The sequence below is a fragment of the Exiguobacterium sp. s125 genome (assembly GCF_018618605.1).
Lineage (GTDB): Bacteria > Bacillota > Bacilli > Exiguobacteriales > Exiguobacteriaceae > Exiguobacterium_A > Exiguobacterium_A oxidotolerans.
Map to the genome: position 1 here is coordinate 1,365,127 of NZ_JACSMI010000001.1, position 16,307 is coordinate 1,381,433.

15 protein-coding genes are annotated in these 16,307 nt (G+C 47.8%); 4 read left to right on the forward strand and 11 right to left on the reverse strand.

Going from position 1 to position 16,307, the window contains the following annotated elements:
• Positions 1 to 493: 493 nt before the first annotated feature.
• Positions 494 to 958: an NUDIX hydrolase gene (locus KNQ05_RS06980; protein WP_214804895.1), complete on the reverse strand. Its 465-nt coding sequence runs from the start codon at positions 956 to 958 to the stop codon at positions 494 to 496.
• Positions 959 to 1,291: 333 nt separating this feature from the next.
• Between KNQ05_RS06980 and KNQ05_RS06985 the strand changes: the two genes are divergently transcribed.
• Positions 1,292 to 2,026, forward strand: a complete 735-nt coding sequence (locus KNQ05_RS06985; RefSeq protein ID WP_214804897.1) for a peptidoglycan DD-metalloendopeptidase family protein — start codon at positions 1,292 to 1,294, stop codon at positions 2,024 to 2,026.
• A 410-nt stretch (positions 2,027 to 2,436) separates the two neighbouring features.
• Positions 2,437 to 3,366, forward strand: a complete 930-nt coding sequence (locus KNQ05_RS06990) for a peptidoglycan DD-metalloendopeptidase family protein (RefSeq protein ID WP_088836826.1) — start codon at positions 2,437 to 2,439, stop codon at positions 3,364 to 3,366.
• A 46-nt stretch (positions 3,367 to 3,412) separates the two neighbouring features.
• Here KNQ05_RS06990 and KNQ05_RS06995 read toward each other — a convergent pair whose 3' ends face one another.
• From KNQ05_RS06995 to KNQ05_RS07035, 9 genes are all read right to left on the reverse strand, one after another.
• Positions 3,413 to 4,519: a glycerol dehydrogenase gene (locus tag KNQ05_RS06995; protein ID WP_214804899.1), complete on the reverse strand. Its 1,107-nt coding sequence runs from the start codon at positions 4,517 to 4,519 to the stop codon at positions 3,413 to 3,415.
• 94 nt (positions 4,520 to 4,613) lie between these two features.
• Complete coding sequence (locus KNQ05_RS07000) at positions 4,614 to 5,441, reverse strand: sugar phosphate isomerase/epimerase family protein (RefSeq protein ID WP_088836824.1); 828 nt, start codon at positions 5,439 to 5,441, stop codon at positions 4,614 to 4,616.
• Positions 5,389 to 6,387, reverse strand: a complete 999-nt coding sequence (locus KNQ05_RS07005) for a DUF6005 family protein (protein WP_214804901.1) — start codon at positions 6,385 to 6,387, stop codon at positions 5,389 to 5,391. The genes KNQ05_RS07000 and KNQ05_RS07005 overlap by 53 nt, the downstream gene beginning before the upstream one ends.
• Positions 6,387 to 6,641, reverse strand: coding sequence for a phosphopantetheine-binding protein (locus KNQ05_RS07010; RefSeq protein WP_214767498.1), 255 nt, complete (start codon positions 6,639 to 6,641; stop codon positions 6,387 to 6,389). Before KNQ05_RS07010 ends, KNQ05_RS07005 begins: the two co-directional genes overlap by 1 nt.
• The gene (locus KNQ05_RS07015) at positions 6,638 to 7,846 is read right to left on the reverse strand and encodes an AMP-binding protein (protein ID WP_088836822.1); all 1,209 of its coding nucleotides are present in this window, start codon (positions 7,844 to 7,846) and stop codon (positions 6,638 to 6,640) included. Before KNQ05_RS07015 ends, KNQ05_RS07010 begins: the two co-directional genes overlap by 4 nt.
• Positions 7,833 to 9,482, reverse strand: a complete 1,650-nt coding sequence (locus KNQ05_RS07020) for an IucA/IucC family protein (protein WP_214804903.1) — start codon at positions 9,480 to 9,482, stop codon at positions 7,833 to 7,835. The genes KNQ05_RS07015 and KNQ05_RS07020 overlap by 14 nt, the downstream gene beginning before the upstream one ends.
• Entirely contained in the window at positions 9,439 to 11,166 is a 1,728-nt protein-coding gene (locus tag KNQ05_RS07025) for an IucA/IucC family protein (RefSeq protein ID WP_214804905.1), read from the reverse strand. Before KNQ05_RS07025 ends, KNQ05_RS07020 begins: the two co-directional genes overlap by 44 nt.
• 94 nt (positions 11,167 to 11,260) lie before the next feature.
• Entirely contained in the window at positions 11,261 to 12,178 is a 918-nt protein-coding gene (locus KNQ05_RS07030; RefSeq protein WP_214804907.1) for an ABC transporter substrate-binding protein, read from the reverse strand.
• 87 nt (positions 12,179 to 12,265) lie between these two features.
• A complete protein-coding gene (locus KNQ05_RS07035) occupies positions 12,266 to 13,750 on the reverse strand; it encodes a helix-turn-helix domain-containing protein (RefSeq protein WP_214804909.1) in 1,485 nt (494 codons plus the stop codon).
• Positions 13,751 to 13,854: 104 nt separating this feature from the next.
• On the opposite strand from KNQ05_RS07035, the gene KNQ05_RS07040 reads away from it, so the two are divergent.
• Entirely contained in the window at positions 13,855 to 14,862 is a 1,008-nt protein-coding gene (locus KNQ05_RS07040) for a FecCD family ABC transporter permease (protein ID WP_214804911.1), read from the forward strand.
• Positions 14,862 to 15,860: a FecCD family ABC transporter permease gene (locus tag KNQ05_RS07045; protein ID WP_214804913.1), complete on the forward strand. Its 999-nt coding sequence runs from the start codon at positions 14,862 to 14,864 to the stop codon at positions 15,858 to 15,860. Before KNQ05_RS07040 ends, KNQ05_RS07045 begins: the two co-directional genes overlap by 1 nt.
• A gap of 42 nt (positions 15,861 to 15,902) precedes the next feature.
• On the opposite strand, the gene KNQ05_RS07050 is transcribed toward KNQ05_RS07045, so the two are convergent.
• Positions 15,903 to 16,223: an antibiotic biosynthesis monooxygenase gene (locus KNQ05_RS07050; protein WP_214767482.1), complete on the reverse strand. Its 321-nt coding sequence runs from the start codon at positions 16,221 to 16,223 to the stop codon at positions 15,903 to 15,905.
• Between the last annotated feature and the right edge of the window lie 84 nt (positions 16,224 to 16,307).

Genomic DNA, 16,307 nt, shown 5'->3' on the forward strand with positions numbered 1-16,307 from the left:
TGTGATAATTGACTTCCTTAGTTAACATTCCCTTGCCATATATGAATAAACGTCATTCCATAAAAAAAATCCCCTTCAAAAAGGGGATACAGACTACAGACAAACTCTTATGAAACGTGACAGGCTATAAAAAGAGGCAATTCGTTTGCGCTGCCTTATCTCGCCTCGTCTCCAAAGCTGCAAGGTCGCGACCGATTGCTTTTCGCGGTTCTAAGCGATTCGAGACGAATTGCGCGCTAAACCGTCTGCATGCCTAGAGTTCTGTCACGGTATTACCTAAAAAGCGCCATGTTTCGTTGACTCCTATGGGAATTTAACGCGACTTGCCAAAGGCAGGCAAGACCCTGCTCGTTGTCCGTGAAGATCAAGGAGCAACGACTTGCGCCTCACTCGGGGAAAGCAACGAAAAAAGACGCTTGATCTCCCAATCGCCCGTTGTCTACAGCCAGAATCTCCTTCAAAAAAGGGTGCATACAAGTCTTACTCCAGGAATTCATTCTTTTATTAGACGGTCCCACTCACCTGTCTTCAGCATCGTTTTTAGCTGTAGGGGATAGAATTCGATGGATGGCAATTCGTCGATCGGGACGAACCGGTAAATCAGTTCCTCGCCCTCGACACCGTAAAAATCTTCCGTCGTCACATTGATCTCATCTAACAACTCGACTTCGTAATAAAAACCGACTTCATGAAAAGCGACGTCTTCATATGTAAAGAAATTTTCGTGAACGCACAAAAAACGTTTAACTTGTGCTTCTAATCCTAATTCTTCTTTGATTTCACGGACAACCGCTGTCTCCCCACTCTCCATCAGTTGAATCCGTCCCCCTGGTAATGCCCAAAAAGCATCTCGAATATTCCGATGAATTAAGAGACACCCTTCCTTGACGATCACGGCAGCCGCCCGGTGATTGAATCGTTGCTTCTCAAACTTAAAGTTAATATCCAACTGTTCCACACTCCTTTGTTATGTTTCGATACAATATCATAATTTCCCATAATTGACTTTGTAATAAAAAAGTCAAACAGATGACATGGACAAACCCTCGTCTCAAGGGATTGCGTAATTATCTCAAAACAAAGATTACAATATATATTATCTAAAGATATTTTAGAAATAAAATTGAAATATCGATTTGTAAATTCCGAATGCTATACTCAGTTTGTTCGAAAGCACCACTCACTCTACTAACTCAATCTACTCTATATACAACACATCCTATTTAATGACTCAGTCATTTCATTTTTCATTAACCCGTCACTTTGTTTTCACATCAGGAGGATTTACAACATGAAACGTATTTTGACAACTATGACGATGAGCGCGCTTGTCGTTTCAGGATTTGCAGCTACGGGTACAGGTAAGGTTGAAGCGGCTGGTACTTCTTATAAAGTAAAAGTCATGGCAGACGGACTTCGCGTTCGGACCGGCCCTTCAACAAAATACCGGATCATCGGAGGCGTCAACTCGGGCCAAACGTTTAAGTACCTTGGACGTAAAGGAAACTGGACGAAAATCATCTACGGTGGAGAAAAACGCTACGTATACTCAGGATACGTTAAAAAGTACAGCCTCAAGTCTAAAACTAGCACTGCAAAAAAAGCATCCGTCTCGTCTAGCTTTATTCGCCCGACAAGCGGGACTCTGACGCAACGCTATGGCAATGCAAGCGGCCGCTACGGATATACGTTCCATAACGGTGTCGACTTCGGAGCGAAGACAGGAACTCCTGTCTATGCGACAGCCACTGGGAAAGTCATCTCCTCAAAATATCAAGGCGCGTACGGAAACTACATCATGATGTCACATAAGGTGAACGGTTTAACCTACACAAGTGTTTATGCCCACCTCAATTCACGTAAAGTTTATGCGGGTCAAACGATTGCAAAAGGAACGAAGATCGGAACAGTCGGTAGCACAGGTAATGCGTTCGGTGATCACCTTCACTTCGAACTTCATCGTGGCAGCTACGTCTACAGCAGCTCTTCAGCCGCAAGTAGTGTCAACCCACTCAACTTACTTTAAACCAAAGAAAGGCACCTCTAATCAGGTGTCTTTTTTGTTTGGATTCCTATTTTGAAAACTTAAAAAATTTTTTAAACATCAAAATTACAAAAATTCAAATTTTAAAAAATACTATTATTTCCATTTCAACTTTATCTTAAACGACCTCAACTTGTCACACTTTTTTATTAATTCCCCAGTGTATGAACATTTTTTAAACATCTAAAATGTGTTGATATATATAGAAAAACCAATAAATGTCATATGTTATTTTTGGATAGCTTAAATATATTCTATTGAAACATTTCCGAAATGTTAATGTAATATTTAAACATTTTAAGTAATGTTATACTCATTTATGAAATTTAGTAGAACATATTTTCAACAAACAACTGACCTATCGTGTTGATTTTCAAGGAGGACATACATAGATGAACAAATTATTAACGACTTTAACAGTATCTGCCATTGCAGTAGCTGGACTGACAACATTTGCAGTCCCGAAAGTCGATGCTGCGACAACTTACTATAAAGTTAAAGTCATGGATGACGGTTTACGCGTCCGGACCGGCCCCTCTACTTCATCAAGCGTCATTACGGGTGTTGCTAAGGGAGAAACCTACAAGTATCTCGGGCGTACCGGCAACTGGACAAAAATTTTATACGGGTCAAGTAAAGTTTATGTTTCTTCGTCTTATGTCAAAAAATATTCAGTCACACGTTATTATAAAATCAAGGTAATGGCGGATAACCTTCGTGTCCGGACAAGTTCTTCGACAAGCAGCCAGCAGGTCGGTTCGGTCGATAGTGGAGAAACGTACCGCTACCTCGGCAAAAAAGGCGACTGGATTAAGTTCCTTTATAATGGCGATAAGCGTTATGTGCACGCCGACTATGTAAAAAAATACGCGGTCTTAAAATTAACGAATTCAGGTGCTAGTAAAGCCTCAAAAGATTTCGTCACACCGACAAGCGGACCGATTACACAAGGTTACGGGGCAGCGAGCGGCGTTTACGGTTATACGTTCCATAACGGCATCGATTATGGTGCAGCAAAAGGAACGCCCGTCTATGCGACAGCTGCCGGTAAAGTCACGACGTCTAAAAACTATGGCGCGTACGGGAACTACATCATGATGACTCATACAATTGACGGATCTTCCTTCACAAGCCTCTATGCTCACTTAAACAGCCGGAGCGTCTCAGTCGGTCAAACGGTCTCGCAAGGACAACTGATCGGAACGGTCGGCGAAACAGGAAATGCTTTCGGAGCACACCTTCATTTCGAGCTTCACCGTGGTACATATGTCTACAGCGCAACATCCGCTGCAAGCAGTGTCAATCCGCTCGATTACTTATAAGACAACACCCCCGACCACATTTGGTCGGGGGTGTTTGTTTTCTGACTCATTTTAATTTTGCTTGATAGGCTTTCGAGTAACGGTCCGCGGCGATGATCGCATCAGCCACTTCTTCCGCCGTTACGTCGAATCCATCATGGATTGTCTCACCATCTGCCGTCGCCGCTTCCCCGACTTTCAAGATGTCGTCGCGCGAGGAATCTTTGAGTTTGACGTCTTCGAGCGTGACCGGTAACCCGAGGTCCATATAAAATGCGATATACCGCTCGATTTCTTCTTGACTGTGTTGCTCAAGTGCGAGCTGGACGAGCGTCCCGAACGCAACTTTTTCACCGTGCGTCAAGTGGTGGATGTCCCCGTCAAGTGCTGTAAAGCCGTTATGAATCGCGTGTGCCGCGGCTAGTCCCCCACTTTCGAAACCAAGTCCACTCAGTAACGTATTCGCTTCGACGACTGCTTCAAGAGCCGGCGTAACGACTTTTGCTTGAACCGACTCATACGCGAGTCGACCATGTTCGAACAACACTTCCTCACAGCGTTTCGCGATCGCTTCCGCCGCAATCGTCGGCCGACCACCGGCCATTGTCTTCCCGCCGAATGCGATGACACTTCTGACCTCGACCCAGGTCGCGAGCGCGTCGGCAATCCCGGACGCGAAGAATCGCGCCGGTGCTTCCGAGATCAGCTTCGTATCGACGAGGACAAGATCGGGATTCTTTTTATAGAAGCGATAGCTCTCAAAAATCCCGGCGTCTGAATAAATGACTGATAACGCGCTCGTCGGTGCATCGGTCGAAGCAATCGTCGGCACGATGACGACAGGCACCGTCAGTTCGTCCGAGACGGCTTTCGCCGTATCCAGCGTCTTCCCGCCGCCGACCCCGACGACAAAGCGGACGTCCGCTTCTTTCGCCTGCTTCGTGATCCGTTCGACTTCATGGCGCGATGCTTCGCCGCTAAAGTCGACTTGTTCGATACCAATTTTTTCTGTTTCAAAGGAGTCATGAATCCGTTGCCCGACGATTTTAAAGACGACATCGTCTGCGATCAACAGAGCTTTGTCACCGAACGGGCTCACGTATGTACCGAGCCGGTCGATGACGTTTTTTCCTTGGACGTACTTGCTTGGGCTGATGAAGACACGTTCTGACATAATCAACATCCTTTCCGAGAAAACACGAAACAATGACGTACACAATAGTGTTTCCCTGTTCGCGCCGCTTCTTAAACGCTGATCTGTATGACCATTACATGAACTGCAGTTGTGATTTTTCTAATACATCGCGTACTTTACGACAATCTGTTTTTAATTGTTCATCCGGACTATCACCGAACCATTCAAGACTGGCCGTTTTCAATGTTAACGCTTGCTTCAGTTCTTCGAAAAATCTTTCGTAATCAATGATTCCATCAAACAGCGGTACCATACCGTCACGTGTTCCACCTGCCGCATATACGTTTGCCGGATTAAAGACTTCGAATTGATCCGTCCGGGCAATCGACTTCAAGTGAAGATGTTCGATAACTGGTTCAAGACGACGGTAAGCAGTGACCGGATCAGCACCTGATTCGACGACATGCAACACATCAAAGTTCAGCCGGCAAGCCGGATGGTTCACTTCGCGTACTAACCGTTCCGTCGATTCAATCGTGTCCGCTGCCGTATTTGGATGAATTTCAATTAACAGCAGTTGCTTGCTTTGATCTAGAATCTTACAAACGCCCTGCAACTGATAGACGAGCCGGACCCGTTCCGGTTCGGTCAACTGCTGACTTGACTTGTTGCCCGCAAAAATCCGAATACGCCTTGTTCCGATTCGTTGTCCTAAACGGGATAACGCTTTCGTCTGTTCAAGCAACACCGATAATGGTGCGTCAAACGATAGATAATGACTCAGCATACTGACCTCTATAGCATGCTCGCGTAAACGCAATATTTCATCGTCCTGTAAATGCTTCGCATGAACCCCCCAAACATCTAACGCATCAAACTGCTCCGCCAATGCGTAGGATAATAAGTCGTCAAACGAGCGGAGATGATGGCGATAGCTGATGGTACACAGTGCAATTTTCATCTGTTTCCCCTTCTTTCCGGCAGTATTCGTTAAATAATCCGATGAGCTGTTGTTTGATCGTATCTTCTAACATCGCCTGATCTGCGAGCAACGCTTGAATCTCAGTCAAAACAGCTGGATCGCACGTCATACTGTATTTAATTGTCCGGTACTGGATGACAGTATATTGATTGACGAGTCGTTCGATTCGATCACACCACCCGTCGAAATCGGAAGAGCCTAAATCGAGACCTAACTGTTCATAAAAATAAGCAAAAGCATGTTCATAGGCATATTTACGGATCGCGATGACCGGAAGTTGTTTTAGCGCAGAAGGTAAGCGATTTGGTGTTTTCTTATGATGCGAGACAATTTTTCCGACTGCTTCCGTCAACGGGTGGTGCCGCTTGAGACCACTCATGAAGTAAGCTGCGACCGTTTCCCGATCCGGAAGTTTGACGTGACTCCCGTCAAACCAGAACCCTCCGGCGACAGTCGGCTGATCGATTGCCTGGATGATCCGTACGCGATCCATTTCACCTTCATATCTAAAATCCGGGTCCATCATCCGCCATGTCTCTTCGTCATCCGTTGGTTCAAGCATCACATAATGTGGAAATACGTCATGGTGAAACTTGTTTTCCCGCTCCGGTAACTGCGCGAGATCCAGCATGACGATAATCGATTGTTCCGGTCGTTTCGTTTTCATGAGTCGTTCGAGGTTCATGATATTCGTAGCCCGTGACAGGGTCCGGTCATACCACTGATGGACTGTGATCCCGTACAGTAAACGGTACCACTCGAGCATCGCTTCATGATTAATCTCCGGGGCATGATGCGATAAAACAAAATCGGACGTCAAGCCAAAGTCGGCGTCCCAAATCCCGAAATAATACGGACGATGATCTGCTTGCGACCGCTTGATTGTTTCACAGACACAACTGACGAGACAGTGAACTTTTATCATCAAAGCACCTCCTTTTTTGTTAGCGCAGCTAAGAACATTTCAACCGTCATCTGTGGAAGCTGTCCGAGTTGCTCGTCGGCTAGAACGAGACCGTATTCAAGCTCCAGATGAACGAGCAACTGCAACAATCGCATCGAATCCAGTTGCAGTTCATCGCGAAGCCGCTCCTGTCCCGTCACTTCCATCGGTAAGATGACATCGAGTTGCGCCTCGACGATTTGATGAAATGTCTGCTGGTCGAGGAAGGAACTCATGACGTCACCCCCAGTCGGATTCGACTGATTTTTCCGTTCGGCAGTTTTTTTATTTCCGTAACAAACGTCCAGTCAGTCGGACATTGATGTGGAGCAAGATGCGCATGGCAAAACGAGCGTAATGTCTCCTCGGTCGCCGAACTGACGATCTGGACACAGACTCGTTCGCCTTGCAGACGATCACTTTTCTTGAAGACGACGGCTTCGTTGACGTCGGCGCGACGTAGTAATACATCTTCAACATCTGCTGGATAAACGGATAGACCAGATACATTTATCATTTCGTCCAACCGGCTGAAGAAGAACAATTCGCCGTTTTCCGACGCTCCGACCAAATCCTTCGTACCCGTCCAGGTTCCATCTGATTCGACTAGCAATTCAGCCGGTTGATTTATAGTTCCAGCCTCCGTTTGAAGATGTGGTAACGGATAGCCAATCGCCTGCGCTGTTTTCGGATCAGGGTGTAATGCGATGCAACCGGTTTCTGAGCATCCGTATTGCTGTAAAAGATGATCGGTCACGTCCTGAATCGCTTCAAACCAACTATTCGGCAACGTCATACCGGAAATCATCACTGCAAATAGCCGCTGCTTAAACTGACTGAGCAGATAGACAAGCCCCGGTCCCGCATACAAAATCGCATCCGGATGTGCCCGACAGACACGCAAGACATGTCGCGGTGCCGTATGTTCGAGAATGACGGGTACTGCCCCCCGATATAGCGTCGCCATGACACCGCAAATCAAGCCGAATGAATGTGATGTCGGACAGGCGACAATCGTTCCTGTTGCATGCGGTAACGGAAAACATTGATTGTATGCTGTCACTTCTTGTTCAATCGACAACCATGTCCGGTGAATCACTTTCGCCTCTCCGGTCGTACCGGAGCTGAATTGAATCAGACCTCCCGGACGAGGTTTTGCCTGCGTCAATCGAACCGGTTGTTGAAAATCACCATAAATTAAAAAGTCACACCCTGCTCGTTCCGCCATATCGCGTGCACCGGCTTCCGGTAAGTCCGGATGAAGCGGTACGACCGTTCCTTGTGTTCTTTTCATAAGTAAACAAAAGGCAATCCAGGCTGCCGTGTCTTTAGTACAAACTGCAACAACTGTAGTCCCGGGGTCAGCGAGCCAACTTAACTGGCAAACGGGATGATCTGTCAGCATTTGTTCGGTATAAAGCGTCTCTTCAATGTATAACATGCGTTTCGCTTCCCTTCTGCGTCCTTGTATATAATGTATTGCAAACAAGATGCCGGCACTGCCCTGTCTCGAATTTACGCGCGAAGAGGGACTCCGTGTACATGGTCGCTTCGCCGAATCCTAAGGCGGCAAAGCGATCCGGCGACAGCTCGAGTCGGTCGAGTACCGCGGCAGCCCATTTGAAAAATGTTGTTTCTTTCAAGCCGTACTTGTCCTCCAACTGATGCGATAATTCCGTCAAATGAAATACAAATACCGTATCGCTGACGAGCTCGCGTAATGCCTCGACGTCTTTCATTTCGTAATATGTCCCGACCGGCGAATTAAAAGCGGGATGGATGGTCTTAAAATCAGGTATCTCCTCCGGATGCCGGACAAATTTCCCGACATATTCGACGCTATCATGAAAATCCCGCAAAATTAGTCGCGTTGGCCAGCCGTCTTTTAACACGAGTAAACTATTTTGGGCATGTGCTTCGAGAGCAAGCCCTTCTTCGGCGACGAGACGGAAGACCGGCTGTAAATAAACGGTCAGAAACTGTTTTACCCACTGTTCCATCCCGTATTTCTTGAACCACGGGTCAAGAAACAGTCCCCCGTTCGCTTCGTTGAGGGCAAGCGCCGTAAAAGGGATGACTGTTTCCTCAGCTGTGACATTCGTCAGGACATTGTCGCGATAGAGACAGCCGATGCGGCCTGATAATTTTCCGTCCTTCGTCTCGACGACCTGACTGGCGAATTCGCGGAGCAACGTTACGGGAAGCTTTTCCGCTCTTCTGATCAGCCAATCGGATAACACCGGTGCCGCAACAATGCTCGGGACGTCAAACGTCCGTCTCGCCGACGTCTGGATGAGATCAAGCGGGAGCTTAATATGCGGAGCATCCGGTACGCCTGGTTGGAAAACAGTCCGGATTGATTGAGTCGCTTGAAACAGGGGACCGCTTTCTCCAAGGTCAATGCCGCCCGACTCGAGGACGTCCATCCCGACGCATCTCCATTGCCACGGGTGGACCGGAACAATTTGATAATCGGCGGAATCATTTGTTGCGCGGATTAGAAGTGCATTTAAGCACTCAAGGGTCGCTTGACCGAATGCCTGTTCCATCACGCCATTCATTTGTGTCATGTGGACAGTAGTAGCCGGAAGTGCGACGAACCGTAAACGAAACCGCTGTCCCGACTCCGGTCCATATCGCCAATGATCGGCGCGCGAAAATCCGATGCGGGACTTGAAGCATGGATGATACGGATGTCCTTCGATTAACGCCTGCTCTAAAGCACTGTATGTCATTTGCGTTCGTGCAACGATGGGGACGGGACAGCTCTCATCAAGCGCGACCGTTTGCTCGAGCTCTTGCCGGAGCGAATCCTTAATTTGAAAACACGCGATGATTTGCGCCAGTGTCATCGGTTGAACTTGATTGTTTTTGGTCAGCACACCTGTAGAAAGTTCGAGCCAAATCCGGTCAAATGCCCCACGTCTCCCGTTAATCGTCAGTTCATACGGGGGACGGATGAATCGAAACGTCGCACTGCCGTCTTGTCGCGGATGTTCACTGAACGGCTCGATCCGTTCGAATAAAAGTGCTTCAAGAAGTTGTTTGCAGACACGTTGTTCGCTCGTTTGCCTCATGAGGGACCTCCCGTTGTAATGGATTAGCGATTTCAATAAAGATGACCCGCTCCCCGCTGACTTCCAGCTCGTCGAGTGCATGCAGACGTGTCAGCAAGTTCGCCTTGTACGGTAGCGTCTGACGTGAGCGGACATAGTGAATCCAGTCTTGAGCCGGACCCGACAATGTTTGCTGTCGTTGATCAAGCCAAGTTCCGAGCCAATCGAGCATGTCCTGTTCCCGTAAGAGTCCGTCTCGGTCAAAACGGTGAAGCAGTCCGCCCAAATGGTTCCAGACCATGTAATACGTTAACCGTTCCTCAATCGTCGACTCGTCATAAAACAGTTCTCGTGCCTGATCCAATGATGGTTCCAAAGACAATAATTTCTCTTCGCAGGACAGGGCGAGATAATACCCTTGGTTATCGCGGAACTGATAACGGATAGGCCGTCCCTGTTCAACAGTAATCAGGCTGTTTTGTTGGTGTGCCTCAAGCGCGATGCCGTAGTTGTCGTACAACTCGAGCAACGCCCCGAGTGTCAGTTCGATATACGTTGCAAACCAGTCCCATGCAGCTTCTTCCAATGACTGATCCGCTTGTTTCGCTTCGAGGACGAGCGACATCAAAACGGAAGGTTCATTGTCCAGCGGTTCCTGGACGAGTGCAGCGACATTGACCGCGTCGGCTTGTGCTTCCCGGTAAATCACTTCAAAACCGGATTCTTCCGTATCCGTCCAAAGTGTGGCGTATGCCGGATCATGCGTAATTGAAAATCCTCGGGGCATCGTCAAATGCCCGGCGAGACGTTTCATGACTATCCCTGCCGTTAGTTCATGTCGTTTGTTGACTCGTCGTGAATTCGTTACCTGGACGGGAATTGAAAACTTCAACATGTGCAGGCCGTCGGTATGTAAAACCGTCCGGATTGAAGATGTCGCATAATACAGTGGACCGAGCTGCCCGAGGTGGCGAATCCGTCCCTGTGCCACTAATGCTTTAACAGTCGTTTGCGTCAACAAAAACTGAGTTTGCATAGGGTGTGCCGGCAGAAGCGCTTCCCCAGCTGAAAGTTTTACCGTTGATTCGAGTTGCTTGCACATCTGCTCACTGATCAGCCGATCCGTCGCACTTTCCTCAATCAGTAAAGTCCGATCGACGGCAAAATAATCGAGTTGGAAACCGTTTTTAAAGTCCGGAGCATATGCGATTTGTTCCCAGTCATGCATTCCTACCCGACTTTTCGGCGTCGGGTGAAACCAATGTCCGAACCGAACTGTCTGTTCATGTTCAAGGAATGTCTGAGCTCGCGTCGTCTCGTCCAACTGATGTGTGATGACTTGACACATCACCCGATGGCTATCGAGGACCCGGTATAGTAAATCCGTTAATCCCGGTACAAGCCGTTGAAGATGTTGGCAACACGCTATGATGAAGACAAGAGGTGCTTCTTCCACCAATCCGCTCGGAGTCTGGCGATAAATCCGCCCGATTTCATGTCGTCCAATGCGTGAACGATGACGGATTTCGAGGATATAGACTGTTGTCACATCAATTCGGCAACCACTCTTACCGCACTTCTCTCTCTCCTCCTCTTTCGGAATGAACCAATCAACTGTTTTGACTTCACGGAGATAACTATTCGCAAATGCCTGGAGCGTTGCCCGGGTTGCAATCTCATCGATACGTTCATGTCGTGTTGTCATGACTGCCACTATCCTTCCATCAATTGATAACGATTCTCATTGTAAGAAAAGAGAAAAACGGGTTTCCCCGTTCCTCTTCCTGCTCTGTAATTGATTATTTCAGTAAGACGTCTTCCAGTTCTTTTAACCCTTTTTCACGTTCAATCGGATCCCAGAAGCCCCATGTCGTTGATAGCTGATGAACTTGATCTTTTTTAACTGCCGTTAATCCTTTCCAGACCTTTCCGTTTGTTACTTCATCGTAGTAAGGACCGCTGCTGAAGTAGGACAGATCGATGATATGGTCCGGATTGTATTTCGCCAATCCTTCGATGGAAATGTTCTCCCCGAAATCTTTTGGTAAACCTTTCGTCGGTGTTAATCCGATATCGTCAAACAACAATGAGTTTGTCGCATGATTTGTCAGACCGTAAACGCGAATATCTTTTTTATTGACCGATACGGCCATAAACGTTTCGTCTTTGACACTATCCTTGATGCGTTGTCCGATACTCTTCGCTTCTTCCGACAAGTCATCGATGACTGCCTGCCCTTCCGCTTTTTTATTGACGGCTTCCGCAACTTTCAAATGATCTTCTTTCCAGTCCCCGCCGACTTCGACTGCGACAGTCGGAATCGTTTTTGCCAGTTTATCGTAAAGTGGTTTGTAACGGTCGCTGATGATCAGTAAATCCGGATTGAGCTTAACGATTTCTTCCGGATTAATTTCGTCGGCATATGGTAAGGCTTTCGTTCCTTGCAGTTCTTCCGTCAAGTGGGGCGGAAACTCATTGTCATACGCCATGACCGCATACGGTTTAACGCCGACTGAAACAAGTGAGCCTTCCCATGAGACGTGCGATAAGACGACGACCTTCTTCGGATTATCCGGAACTTCTGTTTTCCCGAAAATATGTTCGACCGTATGGACGGCTGTTGTCTGCTTAGCCGGCTGTTCGCTTGCTTCCCCTCCACATGCAGCTAAAACTGCACATGTCGCAAGGACTGATGTTACCCCTATGATTTTTTTCATTATTTTCTTTTCTCCTCTCAAACTCGTTCTTCATTAGTAATGATAATCATTATCACTTAAAAACGACATGGACGAACCCGTCAACTTTCATGGACAAATCAATCGTTTGTCCTGTTCGATGTAAATCAGGAATTGGCGTAACATATGAATCCGTCCGAGCGGTCCCCATGGATCCCAGTCAACACTGTCCGGACAAAAGACGCGATGCGTGCTGACTGCTTTGAGCGTTTGCCAGGCGGCATCATGTTGAATCCGTTCGATATCCGTCTGTTGGCTCCATAAAATCAATAGATTGTCCGGTTCAATCATTTTCAGTTCTGATAATGTGACAGATTGGTAAACCGTCTCCGGTAAACCGGTCGCACTTGTCATCCCTACATCGTGAAACAAAAAATCAAGCATCGTATGCTGACCCGTTCCATAAAGCCGCACCTCGTCCGGGCGAATCCAAACTACCGCCCACGTCCCCGTCCGGTGCCACGCTATCCGTTCCCGAACGGTTTGTTCCAACCGGTCGACCTCTTTCATAATCGGTTCGAGGCGCTCTTCCCGATCTGTTGCGATTGCCAGCAGACGCAGATACTCGCTCCAACACGTCTGGCGGGGCAATTCGAGGACGTGTTCTGGCGGCGACCAGCTGACATCATGCTGTTTATCGAGATCTGGTGTCTTGATGATCAAATCCAGTTGCATCGATTCAAACACTTCCCGCGGTGCGGGGCGATTGGCGTCATAAAACTGGGTACCTTCCAAATCGGTTAAAAATACAGGTAGGCCACTCGCACCGTATTCCGTCGGATAACTTGGTGCAAGAATCGGTTGCAGACCAAGCGCCAGCAAGTGGTCCTGCAATAAAAGACGGCTGGCGATACCGATGCGGGGTGAAGCACGCTTCAAAAAATGGGTGGGAGACGAACCTGTCCGCTTTTTGAATAAACGGCTAAAATAAAATTCATCTTGCAAACCAACCTTTTGAGCGATTTGTGCCAACGTCATGTCCGGCGACGTCAGCATCCACTCTTTCGCTGTTCGAATGCGGAGTTGATTTAAGTACGCTTTAGGTGTTTCGGCATATTGCTCCTTAAACAGACGATTAAATGTCGGCACAGACATCCCGAGCTCTACTGCCAGTTCGTTGACGGGACGGTTATCGCCTAGTTGTTCTAGCCATTCTTTCGTCACTTGTTCGAATACATGTTTTTCCTGTTCGTGGCTTAATGTCTCAAGCAACTCATAAACGAGACGCTGTTGGCGTAGCATACCCTTGACGGTCGTCGGACTCGTACTCATTCTTCGCAACTGTGCGTGAAGTTGTTCTGGATCCTGCCGGTAAAGTGGGCAACGGTCTCCGGTTACGGCAAGATGATAAACAAGACTGCTCTCTTTCGTAGCTGCCAGTACCTCCTGCGTTTGATCGACCCAGGCGCTTTCACCCGGTTGTAACCGTTGGCGGTCGTCATATAAAAACACCTTGCCGACAACAACAATGATGATGCCCGAACTGACCGGTTGCCGGTCCCCTTCCAGCAACCAGTATTTTTGGATGATTAATGGCTTTAAATTCACTTCCATAGTGTTTGCTCCCTAAAAAAACATTTGACAAAAATTTGCTATTCGATGTAAGTTTAATCGCGTTGATAATGAATATAATTCTCATTTAAAAAGGAGAGACGATTATGGATGCATCTGCACGCCCTCACCCTACAGCTATCGTTCTTTTGATTACGCTTTTTCTGTTTTTCTTATGTAGCGGATTATCACTCTTTTACGGAGCTTTTCCGGTTTCTTCGGATACAGTCCTCGCATCGTTCCATTCGTTTGATGCCAATAACCTGCAGCACCAATTGATTCAAGAAGTCCGCCTGCCGCGTTTAATCTGCGCAGGACTTGTCGGAATTGCCCTGGCTTTGTCAGGAACGATGATGCAGGGATTGACCCGTAACGCATTGGCCGACCCATCCCTGCTCGGCATTACCCACGGGGCTGGTCTTGGGGTCGCGATTTCCCTCGCTTTTGTTTCTGCCCATTCCTTCTTCAGTTCGCTGATGTTCTCTTTTGGCGGTGCAGCCCTTGGTACAGGGCTCATCGTTCTAATTACGGTTTTTGCACGTGGCCGTTTTTCACCTGTCACGTTGACCCTCGCCGGAGCCGCACTCAGTGCATTGTTCGGTGCGCTTTCAACAGGCATCACTTTGTTCCATCAAGTTGCCCAAGATTTAAGTTTCTGGTATGCCGGCGGGTTATCCGGCTCTAAGTGGGAACATGTCCATGTTCTTCTTCCCATCGTCTTAATCGGTATGGCGATTTCCTTACATATCGCGAGAAGCATGACCGTTCTCTCGCTTGGAGAAGAGGTCGCGGCAGGTCTTGGATCGTCGTTAACGAAAGTCCGGGTTCTCGGATTTTGCAGTATCGTCCTGCTTGCCGGGAGTGCTGTATCCATCGCTGGTGTCATAGGTTTCGTCGGTCTTGTCATTCCACATATCAGTCGTTTTCTTGTCGGAACGAATTATTATCTTCTCCTGCCGGTCAGCGCATTATTCGGGATGACACTTCTCATTGTCTCCGATTTACTCGCACGAATGGTCAATCCCCCGTTTGAAACACCACTTGGAGCCATTACGGCCGTAATCGGGGTTCCTTATTTTCTTTACCTTGCACGACGGAAGGAGTTGGCGATCTGATGGATATGTGGAACGCTCTTCAAAAATCACGTTTTACGTTTCTTAGCTTATGTGTTCTTCTTATCGTTACATTTTTATACAGCCTCTCAACCGGCATTCTTCCCGTTTCGTTCAGTTCAATCAGCCGGACCATAATCGGGCAAGGAACGGATGCAGAACGGTTAGTCCTGATTGACCTGCGACTGCCCCGGATGCTGCTGGCTCTCTTGATCGGATCAGGTCTTGCTGTTTCCGGGACACTGCTTCAGGGCATGTCACGCAATGCTTTGGCCGACCCGGGTATTCTCGGGATTAATGCAGGTGCCGGGCTGTTTGTCGTCATGACCCTGTTTTATTTTCGCTCCGCTTTACTTCAGCTCCCGCTTTTGCCATTCGTCGCTTTTTTCGGTGCAATACTCGTCGCCTGGACGATTTATCGGCTGGCAGGAGCGACTTCACTACAGCCTGCCCGCCTGTTGTTGGTCGGCGTCGGAATCAATGCTTTATGCGGTGCCCTTTTAATCATTTTTCAGTTGAAGATGGATCCAAGAGATTTCCAGCAAGCAACCGTCTGGCTGACCGGAAGCATCTGGCAGGCAGATTGGTCGTCCGTCTTCATGCTTACGCCCTGGATCGTCCTTTTCATCCCACTCGCATTTATGCAAAGCCGTTCGTTGAACTTATTGCAATTGAGCGGTTCACTGCCACAAACCTTAGGACTTCAGGTTGAACGTACCCGTAAACGTATTCTGTTCGTGGCTGCGGCTCTTGCTGGAGCCTGCGTGGCGGCTGGCGGAGGGATTTCATTTATCGGTCTGCTCGCCCCTCATATCGCGAGACGACTCGTCGGTCCGAACCATTACAGTCTGATTCCGGTTGCCGCGCTTGTCGGTAGTCTGCTCGTATTGTTAGCTGATTTAATCGGAAAAAATCTGTTGGCCCCAGCCGATATTCCGGTCGGGATCGTCATCGCCGTTCTCGGTGCACCGTACTTTATCGTATTGCTTTTTCGTAAATGAAGTGTGACCGATTCGTCAAGGTTTTAACGAATCGGTCACATGTTACACACTTTTCGTTTTTTGACCGAGCATCTCATAATATACTTGACTGCTATCGAGTATATAGGACGGTGCCGGCTGACCACGGCGCTCCCGATGACCTGCGAGATGGACATCGCTTGTTTCCCAGGCTTTCCAGTCCTTTTCGGATTCCCAGCGGATTAAAATCACGACTTCCTCATCGCCGCGTGTCCGCTTTTTTTTCAAAACGCTCAGATCAACGAATCCTGGCTGCTGTTCGATGATGCCTTCTCCTGCAAATCGTTCAATCATTGTCTCCGCGTAGCCGTGCTCAACACGAATGGTTTTCAGTTGGATAAACATATGTCTCACTCTCCTCAATTGATAATGAATCTCATTTTCATTATCAATATAGCATTATACTCCTTAAAATTGTCAATCCCGTAC

Excerpts from the sequence above, each read along its gene's own strand:
- KNQ05_RS07010 (WP_214767498.1), bottom strand. The coding sequence starts at position 6,641 with ATGAGTTCCTTCCTCGACCAGCAGACATTTCATCAAATCGTCGAGGCG.
- KNQ05_RS07005 (WP_214804901.1), bottom strand. The coding sequence starts at position 6,387 with ATGATAAAAGTTCACTGTCTCGTCAGTTGTGTCTGTGAAACAATCAAG.
- KNQ05_RS06995 (WP_214804899.1), bottom strand. The coding sequence starts at position 4,519 with ATGTCAGAACGTGTCTTCATCAGCCCAAGCAAGTACGTCCAAGGAAAA.
- KNQ05_RS07025 (WP_214804905.1), bottom strand. The coding sequence starts at position 11,166 with ATGACAACACGACATGAACGTATCGATGAGATTGCAACCCGGGCAACG.
- KNQ05_RS07035 (WP_214804909.1), bottom strand. The coding sequence starts at position 13,750 with ATGGAAGTGAATTTAAAGCCATTAATCATCCAAAAATACTGGTTGCTG.
- KNQ05_RS07050 (WP_214767482.1), bottom strand. The coding sequence starts at position 16,223 with ATGTTTATCCAACTGAAAACCATTCGTGTTGAGCACGGCTACGCGGAG.
- KNQ05_RS06985 (WP_214804897.1), top strand. The coding sequence starts at position 1,292 with ATGAAACGTATTTTGACAACTATGACGATGAGCGCGCTTGTCGTTTCA.
- KNQ05_RS07000 (WP_088836824.1), bottom strand. The coding sequence starts at position 5,441 with ATGAAAATTGCACTGTGTACCATCAGCTATCGCCATCATCTCCGCTCG.
- KNQ05_RS07040 (WP_214804911.1), top strand. The coding sequence starts at position 13,855 with ATGGATGCATCTGCACGCCCTCACCCTACAGCTATCGTTCTTTTGATT.
- KNQ05_RS07045 (WP_214804913.1), top strand. The coding sequence starts at position 14,862 with ATGGATATGTGGAACGCTCTTCAAAAATCACGTTTTACGTTTCTTAGC.
- KNQ05_RS07030 (WP_214804907.1), bottom strand. The coding sequence starts at position 12,178 with ATGAAAAAAATCATAGGGGTAACATCAGTCCTTGCGACATGTGCAGTT.
- KNQ05_RS07020 (WP_214804903.1), bottom strand. The coding sequence starts at position 9,482 with ATGAGGCAAACGAGCGAACAACGTGTCTGCAAACAACTTCTTGAAGCA.
- KNQ05_RS07015 (WP_088836822.1), bottom strand. The coding sequence starts at position 7,846 with ATGTTATACATTGAAGAGACGCTTTATACCGAACAAATGCTGACAGAT.
- KNQ05_RS06990 (WP_088836826.1), top strand. The coding sequence starts at position 2,437 with ATGAACAAATTATTAACGACTTTAACAGTATCTGCCATTGCAGTAGCT.